Origin of the sequence: Aeromonas enteropelogenes, assembly GCF_000819845.1 — a bacterium.
Lineage (GTDB): Bacteria > Pseudomonadota > Gammaproteobacteria > Enterobacterales > Aeromonadaceae > Aeromonas > Aeromonas enteropelogenes.
In genome coordinates, this window is sequence record NZ_CDCG01000043.1 from 33,347 (window position 1) to 50,145 (window position 16,799).

Annotated in this window: 13 protein-coding genes; 9 read left to right on the forward strand and 4 right to left on the reverse strand. The window is 61.8% G+C overall.

Going from position 1 to position 16,799, the window contains the following annotated elements; translation table 11 throughout:
* The first annotated feature begins 47 nt into the window (after positions 1-47).
* From nrfE to nrfF, 3 genes are read left to right on the forward strand one after another with little or no spacing between them, the layout of a single operon-like run.
* Positions 48-2,003, forward strand: a complete 1,956-nt coding sequence (gene nrfE / locus BN1123_RS18385) for a heme lyase NrfEFG subunit NrfE (RefSeq protein WP_042028866.1) — start codon at positions 48-50, stop codon at positions 2,001-2,003.
* Positions 2,000-2,578 carry a DsbE family thiol:disulfide interchange protein gene (locus tag BN1123_RS18390; RefSeq protein WP_042028867.1) on the forward strand — a complete coding sequence of 193 codons (579 nt, stop codon included), beginning with the start codon at positions 2,000-2,002 and terminating at the stop codon, positions 2,576-2,578. The genes nrfE and BN1123_RS18390 overlap by 4 nt, the downstream gene beginning before the upstream one ends.
* Complete coding sequence (nrfF, locus tag BN1123_RS18395; RefSeq protein ID WP_042028869.1) at positions 2,575-3,753, forward strand: heme lyase NrfEFG subunit NrfF; 1,179 nt, start codon at positions 2,575-2,577, stop codon at positions 3,751-3,753. The genes BN1123_RS18390 and nrfF overlap by 4 nt, the downstream gene beginning before the upstream one ends.
* A gap of 142 nt (positions 3,754-3,895) precedes the next feature.
* Here the strand turns inward: nrfF and phnX are convergent, their stop codons facing one another.
* The 3 genes from phnX to phnW are packed head-to-tail and all read right to left on the reverse strand — an operon-like array spanning position 3,896 to position 7,291.
* The gene (phnX, locus tag BN1123_RS18400) at positions 3,896-4,735 is read right to left on the reverse strand and encodes a phosphonoacetaldehyde hydrolase (RefSeq protein WP_042028870.1); all 840 of its coding nucleotides are present in this window, start codon (positions 4,733-4,735) and stop codon (positions 3,896-3,898) included.
* A complete protein-coding gene (locus BN1123_RS18405) occupies positions 4,728-6,152 on the reverse strand; it encodes an aspartate aminotransferase family protein (protein ID WP_042028872.1) in 1,425 nt (474 codons plus the stop codon). The genes phnX and BN1123_RS18405 overlap by 8 nt, the downstream gene beginning before the upstream one ends.
* Positions 6,149-7,291 carry a 2-aminoethylphosphonate--pyruvate transaminase gene (phnW, locus tag BN1123_RS18410; RefSeq protein WP_042028873.1) on the reverse strand — a complete coding sequence of 381 codons (1,143 nt, stop codon included), beginning with the start codon at positions 7,289-7,291 and terminating at the stop codon, positions 6,149-6,151. Before phnW ends, BN1123_RS18405 begins: the two co-directional genes overlap by 4 nt.
* Before the next feature lie 253 nt (positions 7,292-7,544).
* Here phnW and phnR point away from each other — a divergent pair, with 253 nt between their 5' ends.
* From phnR to BN1123_RS21740, 6 genes are all read left to right on the forward strand, one after another.
* A complete protein-coding gene (gene phnR, locus BN1123_RS18415; RefSeq protein ID WP_042028876.1) occupies positions 7,545-8,252 on the forward strand; it encodes a phosphonate utilization transcriptional regulator PhnR in 708 nt (235 codons plus the stop codon).
* A 134-nt stretch (positions 8,253-8,386) separates the two neighbouring features.
* Positions 8,387-9,406: a putative 2-aminoethylphosphonate ABC transporter substrate-binding protein gene (locus BN1123_RS18420; protein ID WP_082037573.1), complete on the forward strand. Its 1,020-nt coding sequence runs from the start codon at positions 8,387-8,389 to the stop codon at positions 9,404-9,406.
* A gap of 234 nt (positions 9,407-9,640) precedes the next feature.
* Positions 9,641-10,735 (forward strand): putative 2-aminoethylphosphonate ABC transporter ATP-binding protein, encoded by a 1,095-nt coding sequence (locus BN1123_RS18425; RefSeq protein WP_042028880.1) that lies wholly within the window; start codon positions 9,641-9,643, stop codon positions 10,733-10,735.
* A complete protein-coding gene (locus BN1123_RS18430; protein ID WP_042028881.1) occupies positions 10,732-12,480 on the forward strand; it encodes a putative 2-aminoethylphosphonate ABC transporter permease subunit in 1,749 nt (582 codons plus the stop codon). Before BN1123_RS18425 ends, BN1123_RS18430 begins: the two co-directional genes overlap by 4 nt.
* An 18-nt stretch (positions 12,481-12,498) precedes the next feature.
* A complete protein-coding gene (locus tag BN1123_RS18435; protein WP_042028882.1) occupies positions 12,499-13,905 on the forward strand; it encodes an FAD-dependent oxidoreductase in 1,407 nt (468 codons plus the stop codon).
* Positions 13,906-14,627: 722 nt separating this feature from the next.
* Entirely contained in the window at positions 14,628-15,152 is a 525-nt protein-coding gene (locus tag BN1123_RS21740) for a class I SAM-dependent methyltransferase (RefSeq protein ID WP_167335327.1), read from the forward strand.
* 418 nt (positions 15,153-15,570) lie between these two features.
* Here BN1123_RS21740 and BN1123_RS18450 read toward each other — a convergent pair whose 3' ends face one another.
* Entirely contained in the window at positions 15,571-16,536 is a 966-nt protein-coding gene (locus BN1123_RS18450; protein WP_082037574.1) for a transglutaminase-like domain-containing protein, read from the reverse strand.
* Positions 16,537-16,799 lie beyond the last annotated feature (263 nt).

Here is a 16,799-nt window from a genome sequence, read left to right on the forward strand (position 1 = left end):
TGTGTGCCATGACATGAATGACATCGAAGAGTGAACCTGGAGGTTGTGTGCTGGCGGAGTTCGGCTATCTCTCACTGTTGCTGGCAACCCTGCTCTCCCTGATGCAGGGGTTACTGCCCTGGCTCGGGCTGCGGCTCGCCTCCCCCCCCTTGCTCGGCTGTGCCAGGCCATTGGCACTGCTCAATGCCGCCCTGCTTGGCGCTTCCCTGGTGCTGCTCGGGATCTGCTTTGCCCAGAATGACTTCACCCTGACCTATGTGGCCCAGCACGCCAACAGCGCCCTGCCCCTGGGCTACAAGATAGCGGCGGTATGGGGCGGCCACGAGGGCTCCATGCTCTTCTTCGTCTTCGCGCTGGCCCTGTGGGGGGCGCTGGTAGCGCTGTGCTCCAGGCGGGTCGACCCGCTGATCCTGGTGCGGGTACTGGCCATTATGGGACTGATTGTGGGAGGCTTTGCCCTCTACACCCTGGTTTTCTCCAGCCCCTTCGATCGGATTTTTCCGGGGCCGCAGGAGGGGCGCGACCTCAACCCCATGCTGCAGGATATCGGCCTGATCCTGCACCCGCCGCTGCTCTATCTGGGTTACGTCGGTTTTGCGGTCAACTTCGCTTTTGCCATGGCGGCGCTGCACTCGGGCCGGCTCGACGGGGCCGTGGCCCACTGGAGCCGCCCCTGGGCGCTCGGCTCCTGGGTGTTTCTCACCGCCGGTATCGTGCTCGGCTCCTGGTGGGCCTACTACGAGCTCGGCTGGGGCGGCTGGTGGTTCTGGGATCCGGTGGAAAACGCCTCCCTGCTGCCCTGGCTGCTCGGCACAGCCCTCTTGCACGCCCTGGTGGTATGCGAGAAGCGCGGCGCCTACGGTCACGCCGTGCTGCTGCTCTCCATTTTCACCTTCTCCCTGAGCCTGCTCGGCACCTTCGTGGTGCGCTCCGGCGTGCTCACCTCGGTGCACGCCTTTGCGGTGGATCCGGATCGCGGTCTCACCCTGTTGCTGCTGCTCGGCCTGCTGCTCACAACAGCGTTGACCCTGTTTGCCCTGCGGGCCGACACCCGCGCCCCCTACGCCCGCTTTGGCTTACTGTCCAAGGAGGGGCTGCTCGGCGCCGCCATCCTGCTGCTCTGCGTGGCCTGCGCCAGCGTGCTGCTCGGCACCTTCTACCCCATGGTGTTCAAGTCCCTCCATCTGGGATCCCTCTCGGTGGGCGCTCCCTACTTCAACACCATCTTCGTGCCGCTGGCCCTGCTGCTGATGGCCTTGATGACCCGGATCCCGCGCCTGCGCTGGCAAGGCTTGAGTATTGACACCCGCCTTACCCGCTGGCTGCCGCCGCTCTTTGGCCTGCTGGGCGGGGGGCTCTTGACCCTCGCCTATCGGGAGTTCGGCCCCTTGAGCTGGATGGGACTGGTCGCCAACGTGCTGAGTCTCTGGCTGGTGGCCAGCCTGCTGATGAACTTCTCGTTCAGACAAGGACATGGAAGGGCCAGTCGGCTGGGTAGCCTGCTCGCCCACCTCGGGGTGGCGGTGTGCGCCCTCGGCATCGCTCAGGTGAGCCACTACAGCCAGGAGGGTGGCACTGTGCTTGAAGTAGGCAAGCCCTACCGGCTCGGTGCCTATGAGTTTCGCTATGAGGGGAGCGAGCCGCTGCTCGGCCCCAACTACACCGCCGAGCGCATCACCCTGAGCGTGCACAAGGGGGGCCAGGAGGTGGCACGCCTGATGCCGGAGCGGCGCCACTACAGCGTGCGCACCATGAACATGAACGAGCCCGGCATCGCGTGGGGGCTGTTTGGCGATCTCTATGTGGTGCTTGGCGAGAAGATGGGGCCACACGCCTACGCCATGCGCCTGCACTACAAGCCGCTGGTACGCTGGATCTGGCTGGGGGGCATGTTGATGATGGCGGGTGGCGCCCTGCGCCTGCTCGCTCGCCGTCCCCTGCTAGCCTCTCGCCCGGCTGCGGCTACCTCGCCTCGCCCCCGTCTCGAACAGGAGTCCCTATGAGATCCCGCCTGCTCCTCTTTCTGCCCCTGATCCTGACTCTGGGCCTCGGCGCCCTGCTCCTGCTCGGTCTTGGCAACAACCCCTACAGCCAGGATGAGGCTACCCTGGGCCGCACCCTGCCGGCCTGGCAAAGTGAGAACTTGCTGGGAGGGGCGGCCATTGACACCGCCAGCCTGAAAGGGGAGCCCTTTGTGCTCAATGTCTGGGCCAGCTGGTGCCCCAACTGCCGCACCGAGCATCCGTTGCTGGGCGAGCTGGCACGCGCTGTGCCCCTCTACGGCCTCAACTATCGGGACAAGGGGAATGCGGCCCGTGCCTGGCTGATGGAGGCGGGCAACCCCTATCGCGCCGTGCTGGCCGACCCGGACGGCAAGCTGGCCCTGGAGCTCGGCGTCTATGGTACGCCGGAGACCTATCTGTTCGATGCCGACGGCACCCTGCTCACCCGCCACACGGGTCTGCTCACCCAGGAGATCTGGCAGCGCCAGTTTGTGCCCCTGCTCGACCAGGCCCGCGCCAACGCGCAAATAAAGGCTGCCGGGCCTGCCCCATCGACCCGGGAGACACAGTCATGACGTGCCGTCCTCTTGCCGCTGCCCTGCTGCTCCTCGGCATGTGCCTGAGTGCGAGCTCGTTTGCCAGCGGGGTCGATACCTATGAGTTTCGCCACCCCGAGCGGCAGACCCGCGCCCAGGAGCTCGCCCGCGCCCTGCGCTGCCCCCAGTGTCAGAACCAGAATCTGGTGGAGTCCAACTCCCCCATCGCGCGGGATCTGCGCCTCGAGGTCTACCGCTGGGTCGACGAGGGGCAGAGCGATAAAGAGGTGATAGCCCGCATGACCCGCCGTTTTGGCGACTTCGTGCGCTACGATCCCCCCTTCAAGGCCAGCACGGCGCTGCTGTGGGGCGGTCCTGCCCTGCTGCTGGGGCTGGCACTGCTGACGCTCGGCCGCCGCCTGAGGATCAAGGGGGCTCAAGCCATTGCCATTGAGGGCGACACAGGCCGCGCCAGTGTCGATCATCGCGGCGCGCTGAACCGCCGGATCATGGCCGAGCAGCAAGCCGGGCTCTCCCCCGATCTTCCTCTCTATCGGGAGCTGACCGCCGCCAATCTGGCCAATGCCACCCCGACCTCCGAGCTGGCGCTCAAGGCCCGGCTGGCCCTGGCCCCCAGAGCCCACCATGCCCGCTACATCTGGCTGCTTGGCGCTCTGCTGCTGGCAGGGATCGCGAGCTTTTACGCCAGCACAGGCCGCTATCAGGCGTGGCAGGCGCATCTGTCTCGCCCCGATCCCCTGGGGGGCCTGAGCCCCCGGGATCTGCAGGACAAGGAGCTGGGGGCCCTGCATCAGAAGCTGCAGACCAATCCCGCCGATCTCGACAGCTGGGCGGCGCTCGGCCAGCTCTATCTCTATCGGGATGAATACGACAATGCCTGGCTTGCCTACCAGCGACTGGCGCTGCTCGAAGGGGGAGCCAGCGCCGCCACCCTGGCCGCACAGGCCACTGTGCGCTACTACCAGGCGGGCCAGCAGCTCACGCCCGAGGCCCGTCGCCTGCTCGATGCCGCACTTGAGCTCGACAAGGGGGAAGTGAGTGCCCTGATGCTGCTCGCCTCCGATCACTTCCTGCACGCCCGCTACCGCGAAGCCATCGCCCTGTGGCAACAGCTGCTGGATGAGGAGCGCCCCCGCATCAACCGCGCCGCCCTTATTCAGGCGATCCAGACCGCGAGGATGATGGGGGGATGACCGTCAGATTGGGGGAGCGACAGGAGATAAACCGCCATCCTCTGCGGCCACCTATCGTCCCCTCCCCTTTACGCTGGATACACACACGCCCCCATACGGGGGCGTGTTGCTTTTCAATACCAAGTTTTTTGCCAAGGCCCGCTTATGGTCGCTCGCCGGCCGCCAGACGGCGGTTGATATCGGCGATGACCGGGGCGATGTTGGCCAGGGTATCAATCACATAGTGCGCCCCCGCCGCCCGCAGTTTGGCCTCAGCCGGTGCGCGCCGGGCGGCGATCTCGGCTTCGCTCATGGCGACGAACTCTTCCCAGGTGGCACCAAACTCGTTGCCGGAAACCGACAGGCCCACCGTCCACATGCCCGCGTTCAACCCCTCGCTGATGCCCGGCACGGCATCATCCACCTTGATGCAGCGATGCACCGCGCTCACTCCGAGCTCAATCACGTTGGCCAGTGCCATCCAGGGGCCGGGGCGGCCGCCCGCCTTGAGATCGTCGGTGGCGACCCAGTGATCCGGGCGATAGCCGTGATCGGCCGCAGCTGGCACCAGCGCCTCCATCACCGGGCGGGGGTAGCCCGAGCAGGAGCCGATGCGCAGCCCTTGTGCTCGCAGCCCATCCAGCACCGGCAACACACCCGGGATGGGGGCGGCGAAGCGGGTCACCGCGGCAATCTGCAGCGGCATAAAGGTGTGATAGAGGTGGTCCACCTCGGCGTGGCTCATGGGGTGGCCGAAGCGGGCCTGCCAGCGTTCATCCACCGAGGGCAGACGGCCAAGCGCCGCGATATGATCCCACTTGCCCAGCCCCATGGGCTGGCGCGCCTCATCCAGAGTCACAGAAAAGTCATAGGCACGAGCAAAGGCCTCGACGAAGATGGAGGTAGGGGCGAAGGAGCCGAAATCGACGACGGTACCGGCCCAGTCGAGGATCAGCGCCTCTACGTCGGTGGTCGGGTGGATGGCAATCTGCAAGTCAGTCATGGTGATCTTCCTGTTTCGGTGAAGACGTGATCTCGCCGAGGGCGCGATCGAGAATGGCGATAGCGCGCACCAGATCGGCGCGGGCGATATTGAGCGGGGGCGAGAGCTGGATGACGTTGCCCTGGGAAACCTTGAAGCTGAGCCCGAGCTCCAGGCAGCGGTAGAGCAGCCGCTCAGCGGCCTGGCTGTTTCGAGCTCGACTCTGGTGATCGACCACCAGATCGAGGGCCCACAGAAGGCCGATACCGCGTACCTGGCCGATCAGCGGGTGGCGCTCGGCAAGCTTTGCCAGTTCGCACTCCATAAAGCGGCCATCTTCCCGCGCTTTTTCCAGCAACCCCTCTGCACGGATGGTGGCGATGGTGGCGAGCGCCGCCGCGCAGCCGATGGGGCTCTTCTCGTGGGTGTAGTGACCGAGCGAGATGGCCGCTGCCTGATTGAAACGATCGCGGGTGATGAGCGCGGCAAACGGCACCACCCCACCCCCCAACCCCTTGCCAAGACAGATGATATCGGGCTCGATGCCGAACTCTTCGAAGCTGAACCAGTGGCCGGTGCGACCCAGGGCATTGGGGATCTCGTCGACGATCAGCAGCACCTTGTGGCGATCGCAGATCTCCCGCACCCGCTGCCAATAAGCCTTCGAGGGCACCTGCACGTCGGTGCTGCGAATGGGCTCGGCGATAAAGGCGCCAATGCCCCCCTCCTTCTCGATGACGTACTCCAGATAATCGGCGTAGTGCAGGTCATCCCCCTCCCCGCGATACCAGACGCCGCGATAACGGGTGGGGGGAGGAATGCGCTCCACTCCGGCCATCAAGGGGCCCATACCGGCGCGAAAACAGGCCTCGCCACCGACCGAGATGGCATCGAGGGAGGCGCCGTGAAAGGCATCCCACAGGGACACCACCTTGCTGTTGCCGGTGATAAAGCGAGCGAGTTTCAAGGCAATGCCCACCACTTCGCTGCCGCCGGGGGCGAACAGCACCCGGTTGAGATCGCCGGGGGCCAGCTCGGCCAGGGTGCGGGCGCAGTCGATGGCGACCCGATGGGTGTAGCGGCGGGGCACAAACGGCAGATCGGCGAGTTGCTGCTGCAGCGCGGCCACCACCCTGGGGTGACCGTGGCCCAGCTGATGGACGCTGTTGCCGTGAAAATCGAGGTAACGCGCACCAGATACGCTGGTCAACCAGCTCCCCTGCGCCCCCTCAAGCAGATCGAGACAGGGGGTGGAGAGCGCCTGATGGAGAAAGTAGCGGCTATCCTCCGCCAATCCGGCCTGTACCTCTTCGCTCTGACCTGCCCACCAGCGCGCCCGACCCTCGCCAAGGTTGATATCCCCTTCGCTGTCGGCGCGGCCGCTGCCGTGCAGCTTATGGTCACGCTGCTCGCGACCCTGAGCCAGCATGCTGGTCATCGCATGTTCTCCTGCCAGTAGCAGGCGCTGGCCATGGCGGCGAGCAGATCGCGCACCCGCGCTGGGGTCACGTCACCGATATTGCCGATACGAAAGCAATCGGCCTGGGAAACCTTGCCCGGATAGATGACAAAGCCCTGCCCCTTGAGCCGCTGGTAGAAGTCGGCAAAGTGGTAGTCCGGGTGGGCCGGAGAGTAGAAGGCGGTGATGATGGGGGATTGCCATTTTTCTGGCAGCAGCGGCGCAAAGCCGAGGGCGACCATCCCCGCTACCAGGGTGCGCTGGTTTTCGCGGTAGCGCCGATGGCGGGCGGCGATGCCCCCCTCTTCTTCCAGCTCGCGCAGGGCCTGGGCAAAGGCCAGCACTGTGTGGGTGGGAGAAGTAAAACGCCACTTGCCCCCCTGCTGCTCCATGGTCTGCCACTGGGCATGCAGGTCGAGGGAGACCGAGCGGGCGCGACCTGCGCAGGCCATCAGCGCCACGCGGCGGGCGATGACGAAACCAAAGCCCGGCACCCCCTGGATGCACTTGTTGGCAGAGCTGATAAGAAACTCGATGCCAAGGCGGCCCATGTCGATGGGGATGCCGCCAAAGCTGCTCATGGCATCGACGATCAGGTGGATGCCGCGGCGCTGGCAGAGCGCAGCCACCTCGTCGAGCGGGTTGAGCATGCCAGTGGTGGTCTCGCAGTGCACCATGGCCAGATGGGTGATCTCGGGGTGGCGCGCCAGCATGGCCTCAATGGCAGCGGGTTCGGGGCGGGTTGTCTCGCCGCAGTCGAGCTCATGGTGACGCAGGCCAAGGCAGCGGGCCATCTCCCCCATGCGGGCACCGTAGGCACCGTTGTTGATGATCAGCAGACACTCGTCGGCGCCGATGGCCGAGCCCAGTACGCTCTCCACCACATAGCTGCCGCTCCCCTGCAGCAGCACGGCGCTGTAGTCGCTTTGATATTCAGGGCCAGTGGCGAGGCGCACCAGCTCGCGGCGGATGGGCTCCACCACACCCTGGTTGTAGTCCGCATCCCAGGTGCAACTGTCTTGCAGCATGGCGGCACGCACCGTGGCTGTGGTCGAGAGGGGGCCCGGGGTCAGCAGCAGGTAATCGACAGCGGCAGGGGCCGCAGGAATATGGGTCATGACGTTGCTCCTTTTGGTATATACCAGAATGAGCGCATTGTGGGTAACTGCCCCGCCAAGGTCAAAGGGGTAGCCCTACGTGCAACAAAAAATTCATTTACGGCGCCGGGATCGCGATAATCTAGGAAGCCTGAACAACAGGGGGCAAACTGGTATCTACCAATGTATGTTGATGCCGCCGTTTAACGGCCGGGCAGATGACCAGTACTGTACCCAACCCATTGCACAATTCATTGCAAAACCAGGGATTTTCATGAGCAAACCCCAATACCTGCAGATCAAGGATGCCCTCGCCAACCAGATCCTGGCGGGGGGCCTGACCCCCAACGACAAGCTCCCCTCCGAGCGGCTGCTGGGGGAGCTCTATGGCACCACAAGGGTCACCATTCGCGAGGCTCTGGTGCAGCTGGAGGCGAACGGCCTTATCTATCGGGAGGATCGCCGGGGCTGGTTCGTCACCCCGCCCCGCTTTCGCCTCAACCCAAGACGCACCTCCAACTTTCACCAGATAGTGCGGGAGCAAGGGGGCGAGCCGCGCACCGAATTGCTGGAAAAAAGCCGCCAGGCGGTGCCCCCGGCGCTGATGGCACGGCTGCAGCTCAAGCCGTTCGACAGCCTGTTTCTGCTCAAGCGGCTGCGCTACGCCAACGGGCGCGCCATCTGCTATTGCGAGAACCATTGCCTGCCAGAGCGGGTGCCCGGCCTGCTGGAGCTGGATCTCAACGGCAGCCTGACCGAGATCTATCAGGCCCATTACGATCTTCACTACGCCCGCATGCAGGTGCGCTTCTTCCCCACGGCCCTGCCGGACGAGGTGGCCAAGGCGCTGGGGGCCACCGCCGGTCTGCCCGCCCTGCGCCTTGAGCGGCTCAACTTCGATCAGCACGGCCGGGTGCTCGACTTCGATCTGGAGTACTGGCGCCACGACAGTCTGGAGATAGAGGTGGATACCCAGGATTAGTCACGAACAAATCAGGAACGGGAAATCGCACACGGCAAAACGTCACGGGGCCGTCACGGTCACGTCATAAAAATCCCCTAGCCTCTCTCTCGACCAATCTGGTTTATACCAAGCCAACTTATATGGAGAAGAGGATGAAACAGGGAACCCATCTGCTGGCCGCCGCCGTGTTGGCTGCCACGACAGCCCCGGCACTGGCCGCAACCGATCTCACCGTCTACACCGCCTTCGAACCGGAGCAGCTCAGCGAGCTGAAAACCGCGTTCGAGCGCCAGCATCCGGACATCAACATCAAGTGGGTGCGTGACTCCACCGGCGTGGTCACCGCCCGCCTGCTGGCAGAAAAAGCCCAGCCCAAGGCAGACGTGGTATGGGGACTGGCGGCTACCAGCCTGATGCAGCTCGATCAGCAACAGATGCTCAATGCCTATGCCCCGAAAGGGCTGGAAAAGCTCGACAGCCGCTTTCGCGACAGCAAGGCCGAGCCGCACTGGATCGGTCTGGACGCCTTCTTCAGCGCCATCTGCTTCAACAAGGTAGAGGCCGAGAAACAGGGGATCCCGGCCCCCACCAGCTGGGCCGACCTCACCAAGCCCATCTACAAGGGCAAGGTGATCATGCCCAACCCCAGCTCCTCCGGCACCGGCTACCTGAGCGTCGCCGGCTGGCTGCAGACCATGGGCGAGCAGCAGGGCTGGCAATTTATGAACGGCCTGCACCAGAACATCGACCGTTACACCCACTCGGGCTCCGCCCCCTGCAAGCTGGCCGCCAGCGGCGAGACGGTGATCGGTATCTCCTTCGACTTCCCGGCTACCAGCCTCAAGGCCAAGGGGGCCCCCATCGAGGTGGTGTTCCCGAAAGAGGGTTCGGGCTGGGACATGGAAGCCGCCGCCATCATCAAGGGCACCCCCAAGCTCGAAGCCGCCAAGCAGCTGCTCGATTTTGCCGCTACCGAACAGGCCAACGCCCTCTATAACAAGTCGTTTGCCGTGGTCGCCATCCCGGATGTAGCCAAGCCCAGAGCGGGCTATCCGGCGGATATCAAGGGTCAGATGATCGACAACGACTTTGGCTGGGCAGCCCGCGAGCGCAACACCATCCTGGCCCAGTGGAGCGCTAGCTTCGACGGCAAGACCGAAGCCAAGCAGTAAGCGTCAAGGGCTGCGGTTTGTTCACGCCCCACAAACCGCGCCCAATAAACTGCTTGTCGAAGGCCAACAAGTGTTGGCCTTCGCTTTTTGGCATCGCCCCCATCCACACGCTGCCAAGCCATCTGCTGATGACCAGGCGTCATCTGACTGTCATCAAGCCGTCATCCCGCCATCACCCAACCGTCATATTTCATCCGCAAACTGGTATATACCAAATCAGTAGCGAGTCGCACCATGACCCAGCCCTATCTGGACATCCAACACCTCAACAAGCAGTTCGGTGCTTTTCAGGCCCTCAAGGGGATCTCTCTGACCATTGAGCCGGGGGAGTTTATCTGTTTTCTCGGTCCCTCCGGCTGCGGCAAGACCACCCTGCTCAGAGCCATCGCCGGGCTGGATCTGCCGGACAGCGGCGAGATCTGGCAAGGGGGGCGCAATATCTCCCGCCTACCGCCCCAAGAGCGCGATTTTGGCATCGTGTTTCAGTCCTACGCCCTCTTCCCCAACCTGACGGTGGCCCAGAACATCGCCTTCGGCCTTGAGAATCAGGGACTGGCGCGCGATGCCATCAAGGAGCGGGTGGATCACTGGCTGGGGCTGGTGGATCTCACGGCCCAGTCCCACAAATACCCGAGCCAGATCTCCGGCGGCCAGCAGCAGCGAGTGGCGCTGGCCCGGGCCTTGGCCCTCTCCCCCGGTCTGCTGCTGCTGGACGAACCGCTCAGCGCACTCGATGCGCTGGTGCGCACCCACCTTCGCAGCGAGATCCGCGCCCTGCAACAGCGCCTCGGCATCACTACCATCATGGTGACCCACGATCAGGAAGAGGCGCTGACCATGGCCGATCGCATCGTGGTGATGGAGGGCGGCCGCATCGTGCAGGTGGGCACCCCGCAGGCGATCTACCACCAGCCTGCCAACCGCTTCGTGGCAAGCTTCGTCGGCACCATGAACTTCCTCGACACCCTGGTGCTGAGCCCCACTCAGGTGCGCCTCAACGAACAACCGCTACAACTCGCCAACCGGGCTGCGGCCGGCAGCAAATTGCAGGTGGCGATCCGCCCCGAGGCAATCACCCTGAGTGCGCCGAGCGAGCCCTATCTTGGTCAGCACGGCGTTGAAGCAACCATCGATCAGGTGGAGTTTCTCGGCGCCGCCCAGCGCCTTATCTGCACCGCCGACACCTATCTGGGCCCGCAGCAAATTCTGGTGGAGCGCCCGACCCACGAGCGGCCCCGCCACGAGCAGAGTGGCTGGCGCAGCGGCATGCGCTGCTCGCTGCACTGGCCCGCCGGGGCGATGCAGCTGTTTGAAGGAGAGCGCCCATGACAGCCCCCCTTGCGACCTCCTCCCTGTTGCCGCCAGCGACAGCCCGCCAAGACTCTCGTTGGTCGCGGCTTTGTCGCGGCTGGAGCCGGGATCAGCTGCTGCAACTGATCCTGCTGGTGCTCGGCATCACCCTGCTCACCGGCGGCTTGCTGCTGCCGCTGCTCACCATGCTGCAAAAGAGCCTGCAGGATGAGTACGGCCTCTGGGTGGGTCTTGCCAACTTCAGCGCCTACTTCGACTCCACTCATCTGGGGCGCACCATCGGCAACACCCTCTGGCTCGGGGTGCTGATCACCGCGCTCGTGGTGACCATCGCCTTTGGCTACGCCTATGCCCTCACCCGCACCTGCATGCCGGGCAAGAGCCTGTTTCGCCTCATAGGTTTGATCCCGCTGTTGATGCCCTCCCTGCTGCCCGCCATCAGCCTGGTCTACTGGTTTGGCAATCAGGGGATCGCCAAGGGGTTGCTCGGTGGCGAGAGTATCTACGGTCCCATCGGCATCGTCATTGGTCTGGGCTTCTGGTGCTTCCCCCACGCCCTGATGATCCTCATCACGGCACTCGGTCAGAGCGACGCCCGCCTCTATGAAGCCTCCCGGGTGCTCGGCAGCAGCGGCTGGCGCACCTTTGTCACCGTCACCCTGCCCACCGCTCGCTACGGTCTTTTGAGCGCCGCCATCGCGGTCTTCACCCTCACCATCTGCGACTTCGGGGTGGCCAAGGTGATTGGCGGCCAGTACAGCGTGCTGGCCACCGATATCTACCGGCAGGTGATCGGGATGCAGAACTTCTCGCTGGGCGCCGTTGCCAGCGTCACCCTGCTGCTGCCGGCGCTCTTGAGCTTTGCGCTGGAGCACAGGGTACGCAGCAAGATGCAGGAGCAGAGCAGCACCAAGGCGGTGCCCTATTGCCCCAAACCCCATCGGCTGCGGGATCTGCTGGCGCTCGGCTGGTGCACTCTCTGGGCCCTGCTGTTTCTGGCGCTGGTGGGCATGGCGGTTTACGGCTCCCTGGTGCAGTTCTGGCCCTACAACCTTGGGCTGACGCTGGATCACTACGCCTTTGACAGCAACAGCGTCTACGGCTGGCAGCCCTTTACCAACACCCTGCAGTTGGGTCTTTTTACCGCACTTATCGGCACAATGCTGGTGATGGTGCTGGCCTGGGCCCAGGAGAAGGGGCGCCACTTCCCATGGCTTCGCCAGTTGTTGCATCTGCTCGCAATGCTGTCGCTGGCGGTGCCCGGCATGGTGCTGGGGCTGGGTTACATCTTCTTTTTCAACGGCAATCCGCTGTTTGGCGGCCTCTACGGCACTCTCTATGGCACTCTGCCGCTGATGGTGCTCTCCTGCGTCATCCACTACTACACGGTGGGTCATATGACGGCGCTGACCAGCCTGAAACAACTGCCCAAGGAGCTGGAGCTGGTGGCCATCTCATTGCGCATTCCGCTCTGGAAAGCGTTCTGGCGCGTCACCCTGCCCGCCTCCCTGCCAGCGCTCTTGGAAATCTTTATCTATCTGTTCGTCAACGCCATGACCACCACCTCGGCGGTGATCTTCCTCTATTCGAGCGACAGCGTGCTCGCCTCCATCGCCGTGCTCAACATGGAGGACTCCGGCGATACCGCCGCAGCCGCCGCCATGGCCACCCTGATCCTGCTGGCCGCCGCCACCGTCAAGCTGCTCCAGCTCTTTTTGAGCCGCACCCTGCTGGATCGCACCCAGCGCTGGCGCCACCCATAACCTTATCGAGGAGTCATCATGCCCACTCTCCCCTTCTGGCTGGCCGAAGCGCTCGCCGCCGAACAACCCGCGCCACCCACGCCCCTCGTCGGCCACCACGAGGCCGATGTCTGCATCGTCGGCGGCGGCTTTACCGGGCTGTGGAGCGCCATCGCCCTTAAACAGGCCGAGCCACACTTGCGCATCCTGGTGCTGGAGAAAGATCGCTGCGGCAGCGGCGCCTCCGGGCGCAACGGCGGCTGTCTGCTCACCTGGTCGGCCAAATATTTGACGTTAAGGCGCCTCTTTGGCGAAGAGCAGGCCGCTTGGCTAGTGCAAAGATCCGAGCAGGCGGTGCACGAGATCGCCCGTTTCTGCGAAACGCACAACATAGAGGCAGAGCTGAGGGTCGAGGGCACCTGCTACACCGCCACCAGCGAGGCCCAGCGCGGCCTGATGGATCCGGTATTGCAGGCGCTACAGCGAGCCGACCTTAACCAGTGGCAGGCGATTGAAGAGGGTGAACTGGCGAGCCAGAGCGGCTCCCACGTTCATCTGGAGGGGCTCTACAGCCCCCACGCGGGCTCGGTGCAACCGGCCCTGCTGGTGCGCGGCCTGCTGCGGGCAGCGCGAGAACTGGGGGTCGAGGTCTATGAAGGCTCCCCCATGCAGCGCCTCGAAGGGGGCCAGCCTGCACGGGTACAAACACCACGGGGTGAGGTGCGTGCCCGCAAGGTGGTGCTGGCCCTCAACAGCGCCATGGTGCAGCACTTTCGCGAGTTTCGACGCAGTATCGTGCTGGTCTCCTCCGATATGGTGATCACCGACCCTGCGCCACAGGCGCTTGCCGCCCAGCAGCTTGAGCACGGCCGCTCCGTGGTGGATGGCCGCACTTTTGTCCACTACTACCGCTCCACTCCGCAAGGGCGGCTGATGCTCGGTAAGGGGGGCAACACCTTTGCCTTTGCCAACCGCCATCTGGCCGAGTTCGATGCCCCCAGCCGTTATCTTGCCCCCCTCACCCGCACCCTGCGCCGCTTCTTTCCGGCCCTTGCAGAGGTGCCCATTGCCGCCAGCTGGTGCGGCGCCTCCGACCGCTCGGTGGATGGCCTCCCCTTCTTCGGCCACTGGCGAGGGCAGCCCAACGTGGTCTATGGCCTCGGCTATTCCGGCAACGGGGTGGCCCAGAGCTGGATGGGCGGCCAGATCCTGGCGGCCCTGGTGAGAGATGAAGTACAGGAGGAGGACAAACCGTGGCGTGACTGCGCCCTGGTAAGCGGCCCGCGCGGCTATTTCCCACCGGAGCCGTTTCGCTGGCTGGGGGCCATGGCGGTGCGCAATGCCATCCGGCGCAAGGAGCGGGCGGAAGATGAAAACCGCCCGGTGGCCTGGTATGACAAACAACTGGCCAAACTTGCCGATGCGGCGGGCAAGGCGGACAAATAGGCCCCTCTATTCCCATTGCTCCATTGGCCCATTTGTCACGCAGCCAATACGGCCCCAGGTGCAAATGGCAAAGCCCGTTCGAATGCGCCCCGGTTAGAAGAATTGTCAACCCCCCACCATGCCGGCCCCAGGGTCGGCATATTGCGTTCAGGCCAATAGGCTGGCAATGCGAGCCCACCACCAACGCCTCCTGAAACTGTCGTAGCCAGCACTGGATGACCGCCATCTCTCCTCGCCCCTGACAACCCTCCCTTGACATTGGATATAGCTCCAACGTTTAGCTTCTCTCACGCGCCCTAAGCCATACAGGGCCATATCCCACCCTATTCGAGATCTGGAGGAGCAATGAAGAATGTGTGGAAAATAACCTTGGTCACGCTATGGAGTGGGCTCATTTGGGGGATTTACTGGCTACTACAAGTTCTGCCTCAATGGGTGTCTGCCGCGCTGGACAAGGTGGCAAGTCTCGAGTCAGGGGAGCTGGCGAGTACTACGGCGACGTTTTGGCCCGAGGGAGGGTTACCTATCCCCACTCAGTGGGTCAGCTGGGCGATGGAGATTTACCCGATGCTGCTGCCATTTGCTTCTGCCCTGTTGTGGGTGATTTGGGGGATAGGCGTGTTGTGCTTGTGGGGAGTGTTGCCACGCCTCGTATCCTGGAGGAAGGGGCCATGAGATCCATGAAGAAATACGTGAGGCACGCGCGCTCATCGCTGTCCTTTATGAAGCAGTTCGTTCGCTCACCCCGGGACGTAGGGGCTGTCTGGCCATCCTCCCAGTGGCTCTGCGACGGCATGATGGCAGGCATTGATCTGCAACGGGCCAGGTATGTGGCGGAGCTGGGTGCGGGGACCGGGGTGCTCACCCGCACGCTGTTACAGGCGCTGCCTGACAATGCCAGGCTCGATGCCTACGAGATCCACCCAGGCTTTATCTCTGTGCTGGAAACCATCCCGGATCCCAGGCTGGAGGTCTGCATGCAACCCGCCCAACAGCTGAACAAATCCTATGAGGTGATCTTCTCCGGCTTGCCCCTGCTGGCATTTACGCCCGCCCAGCGGCAGGCTGTGCTGGCCCGGGTCAAGGCATCCCTGCATCCAGGGGGGTACTTTATCCAGTTCCAGTACACCTCGCAGATAGAGCGCGAACTGTCCCATCACTTTGACTGGCAACGCCGCCGTGTCTGGCTCAATATGCCGCCAGCCTGGGTCTATCAATGCAGCTTCGGCTCCCCTGAAGGGAAATAGCCGGCTTGCAATCACACCTTGGACTTGATGCTGGTTCTGCCACTGCGAACGGCTCAGGTTGCTTATGCCAGTAGGCGACCGTGGCAACACCGGCATCAAGTCCAACCTGCGACATAAAGGGTTGCGGCTGCCAATATGCCACGTCCCTCCCGATAGAGGCCAAGCCTGACTAATATCCGCACTGATGCTTGATTGTCAGACGCTATCTCAGCTTCGATGTGGCCAAGGCTAAAGGTGGAATATTTCCGTATTTCATAAATTCAGTGTCTGAAAATCTCTCGAACAAATTGAATATAACCCCCCCCCTAAGCCATGGGGGATTCATCTGTCACATCTTTACGCTTGAACGAGTCAATTATTCTATTCAACAAGTACTGAGACTACGAAAAATATATGCGGTGCTAGATGAGCTTTCCCCCTATTCTGTTTCAGTGATCTTGAATTTACTGTCAAGAGAGCCCAACCCGGATGACCAGTACCAATAGCCATATCGTTGGAATAAACCCATATTAAACCGTCCTTTATCCCCAACTACCAAAGAAAAATTGACATCTTTATTTAAAGCTATTCCGTTTGATTCTTTATCCATTTTGCCAAAATAATCCTTGTTAGGGTATATCTGTTTGAATGTGACATCTACAGGTATCCAGCCAATATTCTCAAGATAAAATTCAGACCACGCATGGAATGTATTGTCAGCCCGAATAGCCACAACATGTCTGGCGGGAATTTGCTTTATCCTGAGTAACGTAATATATATACTCGACAAGTTTCCACAATCACCACCACCAGAATCCATAACTTCATTTAAGGGATGTAATCCCGTATTAGCATTTATATAGCTAAAGTTAAGCGGAACATACTCGTACGCCATTCGAGCATAAGTCAAGATATCTGCCTGACTCTTTTCCCATAGTTTATTTGATATGGCTTGCAGTTTCTTATTTGACAGATTGATATATGGTAAATTATCCCTTGTGTAATTAATAAAATTAGCCCCCTTTTTATTGTATGGTTCTATCTTTTTTATCTTTAGTAGATTATAAAATTGATCATAGGTTGTCACCTGATAAGATACCGCAGACAATATATTCTCTCCGTTTTTCGGCGAGCTTTTTTCATCATAGACAAAGGATGCGTAACGCAACTCGCCATCATTAATTACTACCCCATTGTTTGTTTGGATATACTTGACATCCTGAACTCTATTTTGCAGTGGTAGCGGTATATTGACTATTAAATCCGATAAGGCAAGACCATTGTTTTTTGTATTTACACTCACTGTTACCGTGTAAGTTCTTGGATTGCTTTTGCTTAAATATGGTTCTTGCGCAAAAACAAAGCTGAAAAATATAAAAATACTAATGAATGTCATTTTTTTCATTCTTCCCTCTCCCCCAAAATATCGTCCTGCGCCTTGCCAAGAGGCTGACAACGCGCCCCCGTCAATTCAATCGCAACCACCTCTCTCCAAAGAGGTCGCTATCACATACAAGGTAAAAAAGCAATCGGTATCCACTTGTCACAAGGGCTAGCGTCCCGCTGCCTACCCTGCTCCCACTCCCCCATTGGTTGCGCAGTCAATGCTGCTGTCATCCATCATCGATCTTGTTTTGGGCATGACAGACTGGGTGGTATGTGTTGCAC